This is a genomic window from Thalassotalea sp. HSM 43 (assembly GCF_004752005.1).
In the GTDB taxonomy this organism is placed as follows: Bacteria; Pseudomonadota; Gammaproteobacteria; order Enterobacterales; family Alteromonadaceae; genus Thalassotalea_A.
Window position 1 is genome coordinate 3,780,794 of sequence record NZ_CP038493.1, and the last position, 19,169, is coordinate 3,799,962.

Consider the following 19,169-nt stretch of genomic DNA (forward strand, 5'->3'; position numbering starts at 1 on the left):
TCACTATGAAAGCATTCGTTTTTGAAACCACAAAATCAATCGTCAGCGAAATAGGCGCAATTAAACACATTGCGACTATTTGTAACAAGCTTAACATTGCAAAGCCGCTGATTGTGACTGATCAGGGGATTGTTGACTGCGGCTTACTTACCTCAATAATGAGCAGTCTAAATGATGCCAATATTAGCGCTCAGATCTTCTCTGACGTTAGCGCTGATCCGCAAGATGCGCTGATCGAACGAGTGGTTGAATTTGCGCAACAACATGCAGTCGATGGGGTCATAGGCTTTGGTGGTGGCAGTTCTATGGACACCGCCAAATTAGTCGCGCTGTTAGCCTCTAGTGACGAGCAACTGCAGGATATATACGGCATAGAGCAGATTAAGGGTGAACGTTTTCCTCTAGTACTGATACCAACCACAGCAGGCACAGGTTCTGAAGTGACCCCTATTGCCATTGTCACCACAGGCGAGACTACCAAAGCTGGTGTCGTTTCAGCAAAATTGCTTCCGGATGTGGCGTTACTTGATGCCGAATTGACCTTGAAGTTACCAGCTCATGTAACAGCTGCGACTGGGATAGACGCTATGGTTCATGCCATTGAAGCCTACACCAGTGCAATTAAAAAGAACCCTTATTCGGATCTATTGGCAAAACAAGCGTTGCAATTGCTGTCTGAAAATATTGTTGAGGCGACGTTTAATGGCAAAAATTTGGCAGCAAGACAAGCGATGTTGTTGGGTGCATGTCTAGCAGGCCAAGCATTTGCTAATGCACCCGTCGCGGCAGTGCACGCCTTGGCGTATCCATTGGGGGGACACTTTCATATTCCACATGGCTTGAGTAACTCGCTTGTATTGCCGCATGTCTTACGTTTTAACATCAGTGCAGCCAGTGAATTGTATGCTCAGCTAGCGCCTTTCATCGACAACACCATCTGTATGTCGCAAAGCCAGCAACAGATAACACATGCTCTGATTGATTATATTGCCAAGTTAATTAAGCAACTGAATTTACCGACCAGCCTTAAATATCTAGGTGTTAAATACGCTGATTTAGATACCTTAGCGAACGACGCTATGTTGCAAACTCGTTTATTGGTTAATAACCCAAAACCTGTGAACTTAGCCGATGCAAAAGATATTTATTTATTGGCCTATAAAGGCTTTTAATTCGTTTGAGAATGAAACCAAACAATGACAAACACAACACAACCACTTAAAGACAAAGATAAAGACAGTTATCGATACTTTTTTCCAATCACCACGCGGTGGATGGATAATGACATGTTTGGTCATGTCAACAATGTTAACTATTACTCATTTTTCGATACGGTTATTAATCAATTCTTAATTGAATATGCCGGCTTTGAGCCCAACAACAGCCAACAAATAGGATTTATTGTGTCATCACAATGCCAATATTTTCACTCGCTTTGTTACCCAGAAAAGTTGATTGGTGCAGTAAGAGTTAATCGTATTGGTAATAGCTCAGTACAGTATGGTGTGGCCATATTTAAAGAACACAGCAATTGCGCGGCGGCGACAGGGCAATTAACCCACGTGTTTGTCAATCGCACAACACAAACGCCTGAGTCAATTAATGAGCAAATGCGTGCGGCTATGCAGCGCGCTATGACCAATAAGGATGTTTACGGTGAGTGATCTGAATGCCAACAAACAATGCCAAGAAGCAATCGTTAATGTCAATGGTATAGATATCGCTTATCAACTTTACGGTGCTAGTGACCATCCTACGTTAGTGTTAATCCATGGCCTTGGTGCGCCACTGACCGCGTGGCCCATGGCTATGGTTGAGCAATTTGTTGAACGGGGCTTTCAGGTTTTATTGTTTGATAACCGAGATATCGGTTATTCACAACAACTTGAGCATCTTAAAATACCAAATCTGGCATGGCTGGTGGTTAAATCGAAACTTGGTTTACCGATTAATGTACCTTATAAGCTCGAAGACATGATGAGGGATACCATAGCCTTAGTCGATCATCTTAATATCAAGAACTTCCATCTAATTGGCGCATCAATGGGGGGGATGATCGCGCAATTACTCGCCATTCATTATCCGCATCGAGTTAAGACGTTAACGTCGATCATGTCGACAACCGGCAATAAAACGTTACCGAAGATGAGCGATGAGGTGAAACACATTTTCAGTGCTAAGCCAGACTCTAATAGTGAACAGGATATCGTTAAATTTAATGTACAAAAGTGGCGAATTATCGGCAGTCCAGACTATCCCGCACGAGAGCATTACCTAAACAACTACGTTAAAGGGCTTGTGCGTCGAGGTCTTTATGGTAAAGGAACGTTGCGACAGATGTTGGCGGTCATGGCAGGAAAAAACCGCGAGAAACAGCTCGCTGAAATGAACGTGCCTACCTTAGTGTTGCATGGCGGCGCTGACCCCCTTATTCGCGTCGCATGTGGTGAAGCCACTGCTCAGTCAATTCGCAACGCAACATTAAAAATATACCCTGGAATGGGGCATGATTTTCCCGTTGAACTGCTACCATCTATCGTCTCCGATATCAGCGGTCATATCCAAACCCATATAAAAACAAAAAAGGACCAATGTGATGAATCAGTATAAAAATTCGGTTGCGGTTATTACCGGCGCTGCATCAGGCATTGGCTTAGCATTGGCAAGCAGATTAGCCGAACAAGGATGTCATCTTGCCTTGGCGGATCGTGATATCAATGGCTTAGAAGCGGCGAAGCAACAAATCGAAGCGCTAGGGGTTAGATGCTTGATTGAAGATCTAGATGTGGCTGATAACAGCGCATTTCTAGCATTTGCAGCAAACGTTGAAAAGGAGTTTTCTGAAATCAATTACCTTTTCAATAATGCTGGGGTCAGTTTAATCGACTCGGTAGAGAATCAGTCGCTTGACGACTTTCATTGGTTAATGAACATCAATTTTTGGGGCGTTGTACATGGTACAAATGCGTTTTTGCCCGCTCTTAAACGTGCACCAAAAGCACACATTATTAATGTATCAAGCTTGTTTGGCTTGTTATCGTTGCCATTAACCAGTGCTTATAATGCTTCCAAATTTGCCGTTAGAGGTTTCTCTGAATCATTGAAAATGGAAATGGCTGGTACGAATGTCTCGGTACATTGTGTGCACCCGGGCGGTATAAAAACCAATATAACCAATAACGCAAAAGTCACCGCAAAATCCGTCACTAAAAGTGAGATCCTTGAGGGTTTTAACAAACAAGCGATCACCACGCCTGAGCAGGCTGCTGATGCTATTTTAGCTGGTGTTGAAAACAAAAATAGACGTATTTTAGTTGGCAAGGATGCCAAACTGTTAGATAAAATTGTTCGTTGGTTTCCAAACAGTTATGAAAAACTATTGGGTTTTGAAAAGGGCGTGTTAAAGAGTAGGAAGGGCAATAGTTAACCACTCTGGACTCACTTTATTGGATAAACTAAACCGTAGATGTTCGATTACTCAAACATCTGCGGTTGCTCTGCACAAATGACCTGAAACATTGGCATAAAACTAAAAAAACCGGCCAATTCACTGCCCACAACTTGATGTGCAGATTGCGCAGCTTCATTGGTAATGATTGTTGGTGTACCTGCGGCTTCAGCCAATAATTGCGTCTGACAGCTTCTTTCCATCGTTATAAACCACCATGCAGCTGCTTCAACCGTAAGACCAACCGTAAGTAAGCCGTGGTTCTGTAGAATCGCCGCTTTATTATTTGTGATCGCATCGGCAATTCGTTTACCTTCACTTTGATCCAAAACCACGCCAGTAAAATCATCAAATAACACATGGTCTTGATAAAATGCGCATGCATCTTGGGTAATAGGGTCAAGAGTTCTCGCTAACGACGACCACGCCTTACCATAAAGAGAGTGAGCGTGGGCAGCGGCGTTAATATTAGGGTGAGCTTGGTGAATCTGCGAATGGATGGCAAACGCTGCGCCATTTAATAGACCATCTCCTTCGACCACGTCCCCTTGATGGTTAACTAACAATAATTTCGATAGGGTCATTTGTTTAAACGACACCGCCATAGGATTTACCCAAAAATGGTCGAGTTTTTCAGGATCGCGTACGGTAATATGTCCAGCTAAGCCTTCATCAAAACCAAATTTACCAAATAGTCGAAATGCCGCCACTAAGGCTCTTTTTCGATGCTCGCGAATCTCCGCAATAGTATCGCCCTCATGAATGCTAGGTGCATTGCCTTTGGTATTCATGACCGCATCGTTGGTTGATTTGTTCATGGTGATCCTTTCACTATTAAGTTGATAAAAATTATAACGTCAGGCCGCTATCTAAACGAATGACTTGTCCTGTCATGTTATCGGATCCGATTAAAATAGCCAGAATACTGGCAGCAACATCACTGGACTGACTAATACGTTTTATTGCTGAATGCGCTAGGGTGTAGTCTTTAGCGGCCTGCCAATTATCACCCCAGCCACTTTCTGCCCATTTATCATCGATAAGGCCAGGGCAAATGGCATTGACGCGAATGTTTTGCGGCCCTAAGGTTTTCGCCAACGTTTTGGTTAGATTGTTTAACCCCGATTTTGACGCGCAATATGCAATCGAACTGCCATGTGCTGTTAAACCGGCAATACTTGATGTCATGACGATTTCACCACCGCTAATGGCTAGGTGGGGAACAGCAGCACGACTAATATAAAACGGCCCAAGCAGATTGGTCGCTAAGGTCTGTTGCCATACGTCGTCGCTTAAAAGGTCTAGTTCATGATGCGGCACAAATTGAGTATAACCGGCGTTATTAATAACGATGTCTAAGCGTTGATAGGTTGCTACAGCAAATTCAACCAAGTCTGTACATTGTTGCTGGTCACGAACATCAGCCTGATAAATCTCTGCTTGACCACCCAGGGATGTAATATGTTGTTGGGTTTTTAGCGCGCCTTGTTTGTTGTTGGCATAGTTAATAACGACGCGAACACCATTTTGTGCAAGCTGTGTCGCCGTTTGTGCCCCAACGCCGGAACTCGCACCGGTTACTAACGCAACTTTATTCTTCAACTCCACTTTGACCGCCTTTTAAAGTAAAACACCGGATAATGGTTTTCCGGCTATGGTTATTCGATGTAATACGCGTTCTTCACCTTGATAATCATTGTTTGCAAAGTGCCAGGTGCAGCGATTATCCCAAATAGCAATGGACCCGGGCTGCCAATTAAATTCACAAGTATATTCTGCTTTGCTGCCGTGTTCGTATAGGTAATTCAGCAAGGCAAATGCCTCGTCAGTATGCCAGTGTTCAAATCCAACTGTATGGCCTTTGTTGACATACAGAACTTTGCGTTTACTTTCAGGGTGGACAATGATAGCGGGATGTTTCGCAGCGCTGACTTCGACATTTTCAGCGAGCTTATCGGCTAAATCGGTGCCATCAAAATAGCCGCCTTTGCCGTATAAATGATCATTGGCATGCAATGCATTAATGCTTGCTAGAGTGTGTTGTAAACCCGGCGATAAACCATCATAGGCAGCATACATGTTGGCAAACTTAGTTGCTCCCCCTTGCGATGGTAATTTCCGAGCGACTAATATTGATGCCATAGCCGGTTCATCATCGTAGGAATGATCAGTATGCCAGCCACCACCAATATTGGTTGTTTGATTCTTATCTTTGCTCACCACAGCTATGTCAGGATAACCAGGCAATGATTTAAATATCTTATTTTTGACAATGCTGCCAAAGCGCAATGCCAGTTGTTTATGTTGTTCTGGAGATATATTTTGATCTCGGAAAAAGACTAAGCCATGTTCGATAAACGCTTGCTTAATGACTAAAAATTCACGGTCGGTAAGGTTGGCCAAATTTACATTGTTAATTGTAACGCCACATTTAGGGCTAAAGGGGGTAATTTTCATGGTCATTGTTATTCCAAATTATTAGCATTTTGCTAGCAATGCATCGATTTAAGTTCGATAAATTCGTTTAAACCAGCCGCACCCCATTCGCGACCATTGCCGGATTGTTTGAATCCACCAAAGGGTGCATTGTAGTTAAAGTTGCCACCGTTAATGGTAATTTGACCAGCGCGAATATGCTTGGCGATATCGACGGCTTGATCTTGTGTTTCTGCCCATACTTTTGCCGCCAAACCATATTGACTATCGTTGGCGATTCTGATGGCATGCTCTATATCTTGATAAGCAATAAAACACACGACGGGGCCAAAAATTTCTTGCTGTGCTATCACCATATCGTTCTCGACATCGGCAAACACCGTTGGTTTTACATAAAAGCCTTTATCTAAGCCATCAGGTTTTTCTAACCCGCCAGTAATGAGCGTGGCGCCTTCGTTTATACCTGTTTGAATATAGTTGAGCACGGATTGTTGTTGTTTCGCCGAGCAAAGAGGGCCGATAAAGCTTTGTTCATTGTCAGGTTCGCCAACGATCAACGTCTCTGTCACGGCTTTGGCTATATCAACCGCTTGCTGATATTGACTTTGATGAACCAAAACTCGTGTTGCGGCTACACAGGTTTGGCCACTATTGAACATCACTGATATGATGGCGTCGCTAATCGCTTGCTCAAGCGGTGCTGTTGGGCTGATAATATTTGCTGACTTACCGCCGAGTTCTTGGCACACACGTTTTACCGATGGTGCAGCATTCAGCGCAACGTTTACTCCTGCTGATGTTGAGCCAGTAAAGCTGACTAAGTCGACATCTGGGTGTTTTGTCAGCGCATTACCGGTTGTTTCGCCATCGCCAGTGACCAGATTAAACACACCAGCGGGTAAGCCAACTTGTTGTAGTATTTCGGCAAACATAATGGCGTTTAACGGTGTCTCTTCACTCGGCTTAACGACCATAGTACAACCTGCAGCCAATGCGGGCGCAACTTTTGCGATCAGTTGATGCAATGGAAAGTTCCAAGGCGTTATCAAGGCGCAAACACCAATGGCTTGTTTAATAACGATTGAATTATCTATGTGCTCTTGAGTATCCATGCTCTTAGCTAGTGCAGCATATGGCAACATACCCGTTAAAGGGCCGCCGGTTTGAACCATGTCAGATAACACGATGGGCATGCCTAGTTCTGAACTGATGGTGGCTGCCATATCTGCACGTTTCTCGCTCAGCTTTGTGACAATAGCCTCTATGTATCTGCCACGTTCATCACTGCTGACATATTGCCAAGTCTTAAACGCCTCTTTTGCAGCGTCTACTGCGTCATTGACGTCTTGCTCGTTAGCGATGGCAATCGACGCAATGGTTTTTTCTGTCGCTGGGTTTATTACGTCCAGTTGAGTTTTGCTATGGGCCTCAACCCAACGGCCATTTATCAATAGTTTTTGACAGCTTGCCATTTTAACCTCTTCTATAACGCAAAAAAGCTCGAGATTTACACGAGCTTTACGATTTGTTTTCCGAAATTTTTACCGCTAAGCATGCCGATAAATGCTTGTGGCGCATTGGCAATCCCATGCGCAGTACTTTCTTTAAATTTTAATGAACCATCGATGACACCTTGGGCAAGTGCCATGGTTGCAGTTGGGTATTCGTCTAGCCAATCACTGACTAGGAAAAATCCGTGTTCGGGAGTTGGTTTGAGTTTCGCTAATACTTGAAAAGGCGTTTCAGCTGCAACGTTTGTATCGTTGTAATTAGAGATGAAGCCACAAATAGGCACTCTAGCACCTTCATTTAAGAGGGGCGCCACGGCATTTAAGGTGCGCCCACCAACGCCTTCCCAATATATATCAATACCATTGGCGCAGGTTGTTGTTAATGCTTGCTCAAAATCATCCGCTTGATAACTTAGGCATTCATCAAAGCCTAATTGTTGTTTTACGTATTGGCATTTTTGCGCACTGCCGGCAACACCAATGACTCGCAACCCTTGTTGTTTTGCTAATTGACCGACAACAGAGCCTACAGCACCCGAAGCAGCGGAGACGACAATAGTTTCTCCTGGTTGTGGCTTGGCCTTGTGCTTAAAGCCCAAATAGGCTGTTCTGCCAGGCATGCCAATGATACCAAGATAAGCGGATAAAGCGATTTGATCATTAAATACAGGGTAAAGTGCCGATGATTTTTGGTGGCTGACAAAGTGGGTTTGCCAACCAGACATAGAACAAACAAACGTACCAATAGGGTATTTATCACTTTTCGACGCAATGATCTCGCCAACCGCTTCACCGGTGATTATCTCACCTTCTTGCAATGGCTCGGCGTATGACTTTTTTAAGCTCATACGGCCTCTCATATAGGGATCGAGCGATAAATAGTGGTTCTTTATCAAGACCTGACCATCAGTTAAATTATAGCTATCAATGTTGTGTGATTGTAAGCTAAAGTCAGCAAGTTTAGGCATACCCACAGGACGCGTGCTCATAACTATGGCTTTATTAATGATCTGTGTCATGGTTGGCATTCCTTGTTAAAAGCTAAAGTGTTCGCTTGGTAATGTCATTAAACTTTTTGCACCATTGCCTATGCAGGCAAGATGACCATGAGCTTTTGGCAAGATTCGGTCAAAGTAAAACTCAGCAGTGTGTAATTTTGCCTTGTAAAAATCCGCATCTTGAGGATTAACGGCTAGCATGGTATCCGCGGTTTTTGCCATTTTAAGCCACATATAAGCTAAGGTTATGTAGCCAGATAACATTAAGTAATCAACAGAAGCTGCGCCAATCTCATCAGGATTTTTTGCCGCTTTCATCGCGATGTCTTGTGTCACTTCTTGCCATAATTCAATGTATTCTCGTAATGTTGCGCAAAAGTCAGCAAACTTTCCGGATTGGTGTGCCTGACAAAACTCTAGGATTTCATCGGTGAAATTGCTGAGTAGGGCGCCGTTACTGCCAATCACTTTTCGACCTATGAGATCCAACGCTTGAATGCCTGTGGTACCTTCATAGATACAGCAAATTTTGGTATCTCTTAACAGTTGTTCCATACCCCATTCTTTAATAAAACCATGGCCACCGAGGACTTGGATACCATAACTTGTGGCATCAACCGCGGTTTCAGTTAAGAACGCTTTGGCGATTGGCGTTAGCAACGCGAGACGATCATTGGCGAGTTTTTTGTCCATATCAGTGCTGCCCGCGTGAGAGGTATCAACCAAATGAGCTAAATACGTCACTAAGGCACGGCCGCCTTCTGCAAACACTTTTTGGGTTAAAAGCATACGTCTAACATCAGGATGCACGATGATTGGATCCGCGACACCATCCGGGTTTTTAACGCCTGTCATCGAACGCATTTGTAAACGCTCTTGTGCGTAAGATAGAGCACCTTGAAATGAAGCCTCTGTTGCTGCAACACCTTCATTGGCAACACCTAATCTGGCGCCATTCATAAAGGTAAACATGCAATGCAGACCGCGGTTTTGTTCGCCGATCATATAACCTTTGGCATTATCAAAATTGATCACGCAGGTAGCGTTACCATTGATGCCCATTTTATGTTCAATCGATCCGCAACTTACGCCATTTTCGTCGGCTATTGTGCCATCGTCGTTGACGTTGAATTTGGGAACCACGAACAATGAGATACCTTTGGTGCCCGCAGGGGAGCCTGACACTCTGGCAATAACTAAGTGAACGATATTTTCAGACAAGTCGTGTTCACCGGCTGAAATAAATATTTTACTGCCGTTTAGTGAGTAAGTACCGTCTTCGTTAAGGTCAGCTTTGGTGCGCAACAAGCCTAAATCTGTACCACAATGCGACTCGGTTAAACACATGGTACCTGTCCATGAACCATCCACTAATTTAGGCATAAACATATTCTTTAATTGATCACTGCCGTGGTGTTCCAATGTCGACATACAGCCATGGCTAAGGCCTGGATACATGGCGAAACTATGATTTGCGGCTGAGAGCATTTCGCTGATCACACTATTAATGGAATGCGGTAGCCCTTGACCACCAAAGTCTGTGGATTGCGACAACGTCGGCCAACCACCTTCGATGTATTGTTGATAGGCGTCTTTAAAGCCATCAGGGGTGGTTACCTTGCCATCATGCCATTGACAACCTTGTTGGTCACCAATTTGGTTAATTGGTGCGATGACTTGCTCGGTAAATTTTGCTGCTTCAGATAGAATGGCATCTACCATGTCTGTACTGGCATCTTCATAACCAAGAGATTGGTAATGCTTTTCGCAATCAAACAGCTCTTGCATGACAAATTTGTAATCGCGTAATGGGGCTTTGTATTCAAACATTTTATTCTCTCTTATAACCAGTCTGGTTTGGTGTCAAAACAGGTGCTGTCGATATTCTTAACTAAATTTCCCCAGTGGTAGGTCAGGGGTAATTCACTGTGGAAAAAGTACTTCATTGCTTGCATTTTTCCTTGATAAAATTGTTGGTCATCAATATGTGGTTGGTTTGCTAATGCGACGTTGGCGATGACTGCTTGTTTTAGCCATAACCAAGCAATAGTAATATGGCCAAACATGGTTAAGTAACTTACCGAGTTGGAAAATACTAGGTCAATTTGTTGTTGCGTCGATTGCGCTAATACTTCAGTGGTTACCTGCTGTAGGTTGTCTATAGCGGCAGCAAGTTGCGCTGCATATTGGGCTAACTCATCTTGTTGCAAGGCGTCATCAATAGTCGATTTCATCACCTCAAGAAAGGCGTTATAGCCTTTACCGTTGTTCATTGGTACTTTGCGGCACATTAAATCAAGCGATTGCACACCCGTAGTACCTTCATGGATTGGATTAAGTCGGTTATCACGATAAAACAATTCAACAGGGTGTTCATTGATATAACCGTGGCCGCCCATTACTTGAATGGCTAAATCATTGGATTTAGGGCCATATTCTGAAGGCCAACTTTTAATGATGGGCGTAAGAAAATCCAAAACCAGTGAAGCCTGTTGGCGTTCTTGCTCTGATGGCGCTGTTTTTTCATCGTCGGCAAGTTGATGACCATACAAACACAATGCATAAGCGCCTTCTGAATAGGCTTTTTGTGTGAGCAACATACGGCGAACATCGGGGTGCTCTATGATGTTTACTGGCGGCGAGTATGGGTCTTTACATGACAATAGACGGCCTTGTGGTCTTTCTTTGGCGTAGTGCAGTGAATACTGATACCCGGTTAAGGCGGTAAGTGCAGCACCGGTTCCAACAAGGATCCTAGCTTCATTCATCATATGAAACATATAAAGTAAGCCTTTATTTTCTTCGCCAACCAAATACGCTGTAGCTCCGTCTTTCTCTCCAAAACTTAGTGCGGTAGAGGTATGGCCTCGACCACCCATTTTATGAAATAGACCGGCAAGGGCGACTTCGTTACGTTCGCCTAAACTACCATCGTCATTGACAAGGTATTTCGGAACGATAAACAACGAGATACCTTTCACACCTTTAGGCGCACCTTTCACTCGGGCTAACACCAAATGCACGATATTTTCATTTAGTTCATGATCACCACCGGAAATAAAAATTTTATTGCCGCTAAGCTTATAATTACCGTGATCATCTTTAATCGCCGTGGTGGTTAAGTCGGCTAAACCTGAACCTGCACCTGGCTCCGTCATCGCCATAGTACCGGCAAAGCGACCGTCTCGCATTGGCACAACCCACTTTTCGATTTGCTCATTGCTGCCATGTGCTTCAATTAAATTACAGTTTGCGTGAGTCAGGGAAATATAACCTAAGGTGGTACTCGCAACCGCGGATAAATAAGCAAAGGCACCACTGGCAGCGACCAAAGGCATTTGCATACCACCCATATCAAAATCAGCGGTCGGAGCCATTAATCCTGCGTCTGTTACGGCATCGAGGGCGACTTTTATTTCTGGCAACATGTGTATTTTCTCGCCGTCAAAGGTTGGTTCGTTGGCGTCAACTTTTTGTCGAATAGGAAGAAAATACTTTTCAGCGATTGCTTGCGCGGTGTCTATCGCGCCGTTAAACGTCGAACGGTCATGATCTTGGTAACGTTCACGTTGGGTTAGCGCCTCAACATTGAACATTTCATAAAGATAAAACTCAATATCACGACGATTAAGTATTGGTGCAGACATATCTATAGCCTCAAATAAAACAACTATTGTCACTGTAACAATATTGCATTCTCGATCTGTCACCTAGGTGACAATAAAGTGGGGCAGTGGCAATTAATTTATAGAACGAGGGTGATGGGTTACGCTTATCTGCGATTACTGGACACCTAAATCATTACTGGATACTAAATCGTCACTGCTTGGCGCAACCAATATCTTATCTATGTTGGTTTTTAACCAATTATCCCGTGGTTGGTATCCTTGTTGGTGCAACTGCGACAAAATAAGTTTTTCCATTTGAATGGTATGCCAGTTGTTATTGCGAATATTGGTATACAGTGAAAAGCTCTGTAAAACCCGTAATTTAAACGCAGGATCCTGTTTTGCTTTTTCAAAATCGACTTTTGATACGATAATTTGACTATTTTTGAGTGAGTCTTTATCGCTGAGCATTTCATAGCTGACAATGATTGGTGAGAATGGCGCAGCCGTTATTTGTTTTAACTCTTTTTGGAAATAGAGTTGTCGTTGTTTGTATTGCGAACTGACTTCACTTAGTGCGGATCGTAAATCACCTCGTTTAATCAGTTGCATGGCACCGGTGGCTTGCATTTCTAATAATACTTCGCGCTTATCGGGGAAGTTCGCTGGTGAAGAGGCATTAGTCAGTGCAAAGTAGATTTGCTGCAATTCGTCATCATTTGGCTGGTGCCCCTCTAAGGTAGTTAATGTCAATTGCAAACCTTGGCGCACTTTATTTTGCCAAACGACATGACTTTGTTTCATATCAATAGAGTTTTGTACTTCGGTAGCCAAGTCTTGAAGGTAGGCTTTTAGCTCATTATTTGCTTGTCGCTCGATATTTAAATTGTTGACTTGTAGACCAAGAAAAATCCCGACCACGACGATCAATAAATCCAACATAACGGCAAGCCAATTTTGCTGTTTAATATGTGTTACAAAACGATTGGCGATCATTGCAAATACCTTAGTCCCTGTTTTTATTGAAAATAGCATAAATTTTAACTGGGTGTGGTTTTTAACGTTTTTGTAGGGGGTGTATGTGCACGATTTAGTGTTTAAACCACAGCACTTGACCATATTTGCCTAGAAAGCGCTTACATTTTTTGTCGGTTAGTGTAGTTTATAGGCAATAACACGCTACCAAACCAGCAGCTTTAAGAGTCAAACCGGATGTCCGTTATTAAATCATTACGTTACGAGAACATAGATGCACTGCGAGGCTTTGCTTTGATGGGCCTATTTGTTGTGCATATGGTTGAGTATTTTGAGCTTTATTGGTATCAACCTAAGCCAGGTTGGGTCCATGATGTGGTGTTTGGGTTGTTTGGCGGTAAAGCCTACGCGATGTTTGCCATGTTATTTGGGGTTAGCTTTTATATCTTGCAGCATAGCAAACGCATGTCGGGGGAACATTTCAGTCGACTATTTACACGCCGTTTAGCTATTTTGTGTTTGTTGGGCTATTTGCATGGTCTGATTTATAGCGGTGATATCTTGTTAGTCTTGGGTGTGTGTGGCTTTTTGCTGGTCGTGTTGCAAGGCTTATCGACTCGCATGTTGGCGGTTGTGGCATTGCTGTTTATTTTACAATTGCCGTTAATAGTCCACGTTGCTTGGCTTGTTGGTCAAGGTCTAAGTTATGGTGAGCCTCTACATTATTCAGTAATGGGACAAACGTTTGAGGCATTAGCGCATGGCTCGTTATGGGACGTTATTATAAACAACAGTGCAAATGGGCAATTAGGAAAGTGGTTGTTTTTTGTCGAGAGCGGACGCTTATATACCTTGATTGGTTTGTTTATTGCAGGCTATGCCATTGCTCGTACAGGTTGGTTGTTTAAGAAAAATATACCATATAAAGACCTTGCGCTTATTGCGTTGATGGCTATTGGTATTATTGTGCTGTGTGACTTCTTATCGCATCGGATTCAAGCGTGGCAATTAGCGCAAGCAGAGTTACGAAGTCTACATGGGGTGATCGCCAATTATCACAATACGGCCATTATGGTATTGGAAGTTTGCGTATTGTTGGCATTGTATAACTTGCCAGTGTGTAGACGCCTGTTGAATAGCCAATCAGCAGCGGGGCGGATGAGCTTAACACTTTATGTTGGGCAATCCATTGTTGGGGTCATGCTATTTTATGGTTATGCTGGCGGGATGTATGATTCGATGCCACAAACTACGGCGTTAGGGGGGGCGGTTATTTGTTGGCTTGTTCAGTTAAAGTTGGCGCAATATTGGCTAGCACGACATCAATACGGCCCGTTAGAATGGTTATGGCGATCATTAACGTATGGGCGCAAGGTCAGCTAAAGTATTAACAAATTTTACGTATTGTAAAGACTTACGTATTGCAAAGACTTACCTATTGAAAAGTCACTGTTAAGTAACAACAATAATAGCGGTTAGCAGATAGCAAAAAGCCCGCAAAATGCGGGCTTTTTTATAGTGGCTCCTCAACCTGGACTTGAACCAGGGACAAACGGATTAACAGTCCGTTGCTCTACCAACTGAGCTATTGAGGAATTGTACTTTTCGATTTTAAAGGCTTATTTGAGTGCTTTAAATCTTTTGATAACAGCACATGTACCATTATCTTTAATATGGCTCCTCAACCTGGACTTGAACCAGGGACAAACGGATTAACAGTCCGTTGCTCTACCAACTGAGCTATTGAGGAATTGTTCTTTTCGATTTTAAAGTCTTATTTGAGTGCTTTAAATCTTTTGATAACAGTACACCTACCATTATCTGTAATATGGCTCCTCAACCTGGACTTGAACCAGGGACAAACGGATTAACAGTCCGTTGCTCTACCAACTGAGCTATTGAGGAATTGTTCTTTTCGATTTTAAAGTCTTATTTGAGTGCTTTAAATCTTCTGATAACCGTACAAGTACCATTATCTTTAATTTGGCTCCTCAACCTGGACTTGAACCAGGGACAAACGGATTAACAGTCCGTTGCTCTACCAACTGAGCTATTGAGGAATCGCTGTAAGCGCCGTTGCGCTAACGGTGCGGAATATTATATATCTCTTTCGGGGCTGTCAACAGGAAAAATGATAATAAAGTGTATATTCTTTTCAATTGCCTGTTTTGCGTACAAGTCGCAGCCGTATTAGCCAGTTGTTGATGTTTGTAGAGAGACCAAAGTTATCCACTAAAGTTGTGGATAACTGTGTTAGTGAATGTGTAAACAAACTGTACGAGCTTGTTTCTATTGATTTTTATATTTTTTATGTGCCTACTTGATATGTATTTTTTATAACAAATACAGTGGCTTAGGTTGTTGGTGGTTATTATTTCATCTATTTGAGCGAAATCTGTGCATATGTGACATATTTATGATCTATGTGTATTAAATTAACGTTACTTGCACAGAGCTATTTAAATTTGTCCAATTAGGATGATTTTTGTTAGCAACAGCAATAACAATCTTTTACAATAAGCGTCTTTGATTTTCTGTTACTGGTTGCCCTAATTAATGACCAAATCCAATAAGCGAACCCAACGAGATTTATTAAACGGTTCGGTTAGCCAAACGTTGAAGCAAATGACCATACCGATGACATACGGCATGGTGCTACTGATGACCTTCAATTTGGTTGATACATTCTTTGTTGGCATGCTGGGTACCGCACCTCTTGCTGCAATCAGTTTTACCTTCCCAATCACCTTTACCGTTATCAGCATGGCCATTGGTTTGGGCATAGGTACGTCAGCAGTTATTGCTAAAACCCTAGGTAAGGGCAATAAAGACGATGCCTGTAACGCCGCAACGGTGGCTCTTATGGTGTCATCGGTGATTGTTATTATTCTCTCCGCACTGGGTTATCTATATTCCGCTGAAATATTTACCTTACTCGGCGCGGAGCAAAAATTATTGCCACTGATTCATCAGTACATGGATTTGTGGTTCTTAGGCAGTATTGGCTTGGTGGCACCTATGATCGGTAATGCGATTTTAAGGGCATCAGGAGATACGCACACGCCAAGTATTATTATGGGTAGCGCAGGTTTGATTAACGCGGTTCTGGATCCTGTGTTTATATTTGGCTTTGGCCCTGTACCGGCAATGGGTATACAAGGGGCGGCTATCGCCACCTTGATCTCATGGGCATTTGGTCTGGTGTTTATTACCTATATTCTAGGCATTAAACGAAAGTTGATTCACATGAACTTGCCACCTTGGTCGGTGATTCGTAATTCAACACGACAAATTTTAAAAATTGGCTTGCCAGCAGCGGGAGCTAATATGCTGACGCCAATCGCAGCGGCTGTGATGACAGCGATCGCTGCCACGTATGGCGAGTCGACCGTTGCCGCATTTGGTGTAGGCTCGCGAATCGAATCGATCGCAAGCTTGGTTGTGTTGGCGTTATCAATGACGCTTCCGCCATTTATCAGTCAAAACTTTGGTGCTGAGAAATTGTCTCGTGTCGAAGAGGGCTATAAGGTATCGGTGCGCTTTGTGTTAATGTGGCAATTGGGTGTTTATTTGGCGTTGCTTTTAATCGCACCGTATATCGCCGCAGCGTTTACCAATGAGCAAGAGGTTGCTGACCTGATAAAGCTGTTTATTTATATTTTACCATTAGGGTACGGCTTGCAAGGCATTATCATTTTAACCAACTCCTCATTTAATGCGTTACACAAGCCGATGATTGCTTTGGTGCTATCGGTTTTGCGTTTGTTTGTTTTTTACGTACCGCTGGCATATGTTGGCAGCTTGTTATTTGATATCGAAGGCTTCTTTATTGGCGCTGTAATCGGTAACTTTTTTATGGCTGTGGTGTCTTATCAATTATTTAAGCGCCAATTCAAATGTCCACAAAAACTGGTCTCGGCATAAAAGGGGGGATCATGAGCAAAGATTTTCAAATCGTTTCAGATTACAAACCTAGCGGTGACCAACCAACCGCGATTACTCAGTTATTGGATGGCATCGACTCTGGTTTAGCGCATCAAACCTTACTCGGTGTAACAGGCTCCGGTAAAACCTTTACCGTTGCCAATGTCATTGCCACACAAAATCGACCGACCATGATCTTAGCGCCCAATAAAACATTGGCGGCGCAGTTATACGGTGAAATGAAAGAGTTCTTTCCGCACAATGCGGTCGAATATTTTGTGTCCTATTACGATTACTACCAACCTGAAGCGTATGTGCCAACCACAGACACCTTTATCGAAAAAGATGCGTCAATAAACGAACATATTGAGCAGATGCGTTTATCGGCAACCAAGGCGTTGATGGAGCGTCGCGATGTGATCATTATCGCCTCGGTGTCTGCTATATACGGTTTGGGTGATCCCGACTCGTACTTAAAAATGATGTTGCACTTAAGACAGGGCGACATTATTAATCAACGCGATATATTACGTCGCTTAGCAGAGTTGCAATACACTCGCAATGATGTTGCCTTTCAGCGCGCGACTTATCGTGTGCGTGGTGATGTGATTGATATATTCCCTGCAGAATCCGACCGATTGGCATTGCGTATTGAACTGTTCGATGAAGAAGTCGAACGAATCAGTCATTTTGACCCACTAACCGGTGAAATAGAAAATATCTTGCCACGGGTCACGGTTTACCCTAAAACCCACTATGCACCCCCTAGAGAGCGAATTCTTAAAGCCGTTGAGCATATAAAAGTCGAATTAAAAGAGCGTTCGCAACAACTAAAAGATAATAATCGTTTGGTTGAAGAGCAACGCATTGTGCAACGTACGCAATTTGACATCGAAATGATGACCGAGTTGGGGTATTGCTCTGGTATCGAGAATTACTCTCGCTATTTGTCAGGACGCCAACCGGGTGAAGCGCCACCAACATTGTTTGACTACCTACCCGATGATGGCTTGCTCATCATTGATGAGTCGCATGTTACCGTACCGCAATTAGGCGCCATGTATAAAGGTGACCGTTCACGCAAAGAAAACCTAGTAGAGTATGGCTTTCGCCTGCCGTCAGCGCTAGATAATCGACCGATGAAATTCGATGAATTTTCGGCATTAGCACCGCAAACCATTTATGTATCGGCGACTCCTAGCACCTATGAGTTGGAAAAAAGTGGTGATGAGGTTGCCGAGCAAGTTGTACGTCCAACTGGGTTACTCGATCCTGAGATTGAAGTTCGTCCAGTTGAAACACAAGTTGATGATTTATTGAGTGAAATTCGCATCCGAGTGGCAAAAAATGAGCGCATATTAGCGACCACATTGACCAAACGTATGGCGGAAGATCTAACCGATTATCTAAGCGAACATGGCGTTAAAACACGTTACTTGCATTCTGATGTGGACACCGTAGAGCGTATGGAAATCATTCGTGATTTACGTTTGGGTAAGTTTGACGTGCTCATTGGTATTAACTTATTGCGAGAAGGTTTGGATATGCCTGAAGTTTCTTTGGTGGCGATTCTCGATGCCGACAAAGAAGGTTTCCTGCGTTCAGAGCGCTCATTGATTCAAACCATTGGTCGAGCAGCGCGTAATTTAGAGGGCAGGGCTATTTTATACGCTGACCGAATTACCGGCTCTATGAAACGTGCCATAGACGAAACCGATCGTCGTCGAGCTAAACAACAAGCGCACAATGAACAACATGGTATTACGCCTAAAGGATTGGTGAAGAAAATTGCCGATGTTATGGGGGTTGATACCACGGTTAAAGGTGCCGCAGCGCTTGGTCAAGTGGCTGCACCACAAGCCGATGCCGAATACTTATCAACGCAAGACATCGATAAGAAGGTCGCTGCGCTAGAAAATGAAATGTTTGAGCACGCTCGCAACCTTGAGTTTGAAAAGGCTGCTGCGTGCAGAGATGAAATCTCGAAGCTCAGAGACCAACAATTAGCTTCATAACAGAGTTTATCCAGACATAATGTGCACGATAGGGCGTTGCTCTAAGCCCTACGTGTATAGAAATGAATGATTTGCGCAATATCTTCTGTGCTGCAACGTTTCAGATTAGAAATCTCGTCGATTATCTTATCTTGAATATCCACTGGGAACAGCATCAATTGCTCAAGATATAAATGCGCTTGTAATTCATCGTTCGCAGTCATCAGGCCTTTAAGGTGTCTTGCGTGATGATTGTACATGCCACTCATGCTACC

The 19,169-nt window shown here is 43.3% G+C and carries 16 protein-coding genes and 4 tRNA genes; 7 read left to right on the top strand and 13 right to left on the bottom strand.

What is annotated here, in order from left to right; genetic code table 11:
* Window positions 1-5: 5 nt before the first annotated feature.
* Genes E2K93_RS16550 through E2K93_RS16565 form a run of 4 tightly spaced genes read left to right on the top strand, consistent with a single transcriptional unit; the run spans window position 6 to window position 3,427 of the window.
* Window positions 6-1,172 (top strand): iron-containing alcohol dehydrogenase, encoded by a 1,167-nt coding sequence (locus E2K93_RS16550; RefSeq protein WP_135440155.1) that lies wholly within the window; start codon window positions 6-8, stop codon window positions 1,170-1,172.
* A gap of 24 nt (window positions 1,173-1,196) precedes the next feature.
* Entirely contained in the window at window positions 1,197-1,664 is a 468-nt protein-coding gene (locus E2K93_RS16555; RefSeq protein WP_135440156.1) for an acyl-CoA thioesterase, read from the top strand.
* Window positions 1,657-2,610 (top strand): alpha/beta fold hydrolase, encoded by a 954-nt coding sequence (locus E2K93_RS16560; RefSeq protein ID WP_228445378.1) that lies wholly within the window; start codon window positions 1,657-1,659, stop codon window positions 2,608-2,610. Before E2K93_RS16555 ends, E2K93_RS16560 begins: the two co-directional genes overlap by 8 nt.
* Window positions 2,597-3,427 carry an SDR family NAD(P)-dependent oxidoreductase gene (locus E2K93_RS16565; protein ID WP_135440158.1) on the top strand — a complete coding sequence of 277 codons (831 nt, stop codon included), beginning with the start codon at window positions 2,597-2,599 and terminating at the stop codon, window positions 3,425-3,427. The genes E2K93_RS16560 and E2K93_RS16565 overlap by 14 nt, the downstream gene beginning before the upstream one ends.
* A 47-nt stretch (window positions 3,428-3,474) precedes the next feature.
* Here the strand turns inward: E2K93_RS16565 and E2K93_RS16570 are convergent, their stop codons facing one another.
* The 8 genes from E2K93_RS16570 to E2K93_RS16605 all read right to left on the bottom strand — a co-directional run bounded on the left by E2K93_RS16570 (window position 3,475) and on the right by E2K93_RS16605 (window position 12,997).
* Entirely contained in the window at window positions 3,475-4,266 is a 792-nt protein-coding gene (locus tag E2K93_RS16570; protein WP_135440159.1) for a class II aldolase/adducin family protein, read from the bottom strand.
* Window positions 4,267-4,297: 31 nt separating this feature from the next.
* Window positions 4,298-5,056: an SDR family NAD(P)-dependent oxidoreductase gene (locus E2K93_RS16575; protein ID WP_135440160.1), complete on the bottom strand. Its 759-nt coding sequence runs from the start codon at window positions 5,054-5,056 to the stop codon at window positions 4,298-4,300.
* A 12-nt stretch (window positions 5,057-5,068) separates the two neighbouring features.
* Window positions 5,069-5,911 carry a TauD/TfdA dioxygenase family protein gene (locus E2K93_RS16580; RefSeq protein WP_228445380.1) on the bottom strand — a complete coding sequence of 281 codons (843 nt, stop codon included), beginning with the start codon at window positions 5,909-5,911 and terminating at the stop codon, window positions 5,069-5,071.
* Window positions 5,912-5,937: 26 nt separating this feature from the next.
* Complete coding sequence (locus E2K93_RS16585; protein ID WP_135440161.1) at window positions 5,938-7,356, bottom strand: aldehyde dehydrogenase family protein; 1,419 nt, start codon at window positions 7,354-7,356, stop codon at window positions 5,938-5,940.
* A gap of 35 nt (window positions 7,357-7,391) precedes the next feature.
* The gene (locus E2K93_RS16590; protein ID WP_135440162.1) at window positions 7,392-8,414 is read right to left on the bottom strand and encodes an NADP-dependent oxidoreductase; all 1,023 of its coding nucleotides are present in this window, start codon (window positions 8,412-8,414) and stop codon (window positions 7,392-7,394) included.
* A gap of 15 nt (window positions 8,415-8,429) precedes the next feature.
* A complete protein-coding gene (locus tag E2K93_RS16595; protein WP_135440163.1) occupies window positions 8,430-10,223 on the bottom strand; it encodes an acyl-CoA dehydrogenase C-terminal domain-containing protein in 1,794 nt (597 codons plus the stop codon).
* 11 nt (window positions 10,224-10,234) lie between these two features.
* Window positions 10,235-12,040 (bottom strand): acyl-CoA dehydrogenase, encoded by a 1,806-nt coding sequence (locus E2K93_RS16600; protein ID WP_135440164.1) that lies wholly within the window; start codon window positions 12,038-12,040, stop codon window positions 10,235-10,237.
* A gap of 135 nt (window positions 12,041-12,175) precedes the next feature.
* Complete coding sequence (locus E2K93_RS16605) at window positions 12,176-12,997, bottom strand: hypothetical protein (RefSeq protein ID WP_135440165.1); 822 nt, start codon at window positions 12,995-12,997, stop codon at window positions 12,176-12,178.
* A 216-nt stretch (window positions 12,998-13,213) separates the two neighbouring features.
* On the opposite strand from E2K93_RS16605, the gene E2K93_RS16610 reads away from it, so the two are divergent.
* A complete protein-coding gene (locus E2K93_RS16610; RefSeq protein WP_135440166.1) occupies window positions 13,214-14,359 on the top strand; it encodes a DUF418 domain-containing protein in 1,146 nt (381 codons plus the stop codon).
* Window positions 14,360-14,495: 136 nt separating this feature from the next.
* Here the strand turns inward: E2K93_RS16610 and E2K93_RS16615 are convergent.
* The 4 genes from E2K93_RS16615 to E2K93_RS16630 form a co-directional block, all read right to left on the bottom strand.
* Window positions 14,496-14,571: transfer RNA gene (locus E2K93_RS16615), tRNA-Asn, on the bottom strand.
* A 79-nt stretch (window positions 14,572-14,650) separates the two neighbouring features.
* Window positions 14,651-14,726, bottom strand: a tRNA-Asn gene (locus tag E2K93_RS16620).
* 79 nt (window positions 14,727-14,805) lie between these two features.
* A tRNA-Asn gene (locus tag E2K93_RS16625) sits at window positions 14,806-14,881 on the bottom strand.
* A 79-nt stretch (window positions 14,882-14,960) separates the two neighbouring features.
* Window positions 14,961-15,036, bottom strand: a tRNA-Asn gene (locus tag E2K93_RS16630).
* 496 nt (window positions 15,037-15,532) lie between these two features.
* On the opposite strand from E2K93_RS16630, the gene E2K93_RS16635 reads away from it, so the two are divergent.
* Together E2K93_RS16635 and uvrB are read left to right on the top strand one after the other, a co-directional pair.
* The gene (locus tag E2K93_RS16635) at window positions 15,533-16,900 is read left to right on the top strand and encodes an MATE family efflux transporter (RefSeq protein WP_135440167.1); all 1,368 of its coding nucleotides are present in this window, start codon (window positions 15,533-15,535) and stop codon (window positions 16,898-16,900) included.
* Window positions 16,901-16,911: 11 nt separating this feature from the next.
* Window positions 16,912-18,915 carry an excinuclease ABC subunit UvrB gene (uvrB, locus tag E2K93_RS16640; RefSeq protein ID WP_135440168.1) on the top strand — a complete coding sequence of 668 codons (2,004 nt, stop codon included), beginning with the start codon at window positions 16,912-16,914 and terminating at the stop codon, window positions 18,913-18,915.
* A gap of 41 nt (window positions 18,916-18,956) precedes the next feature.
* Here the strand turns inward: uvrB and E2K93_RS16645 are convergent, their stop codons facing one another.
* Window positions 18,957-19,163, bottom strand: coding sequence for a hypothetical protein (locus E2K93_RS16645; RefSeq protein WP_135440169.1), 207 nt, complete (start codon window positions 19,161-19,163; stop codon window positions 18,957-18,959).
* Between the last annotated feature and the right edge of the window lie 6 nt (window positions 19,164-19,169).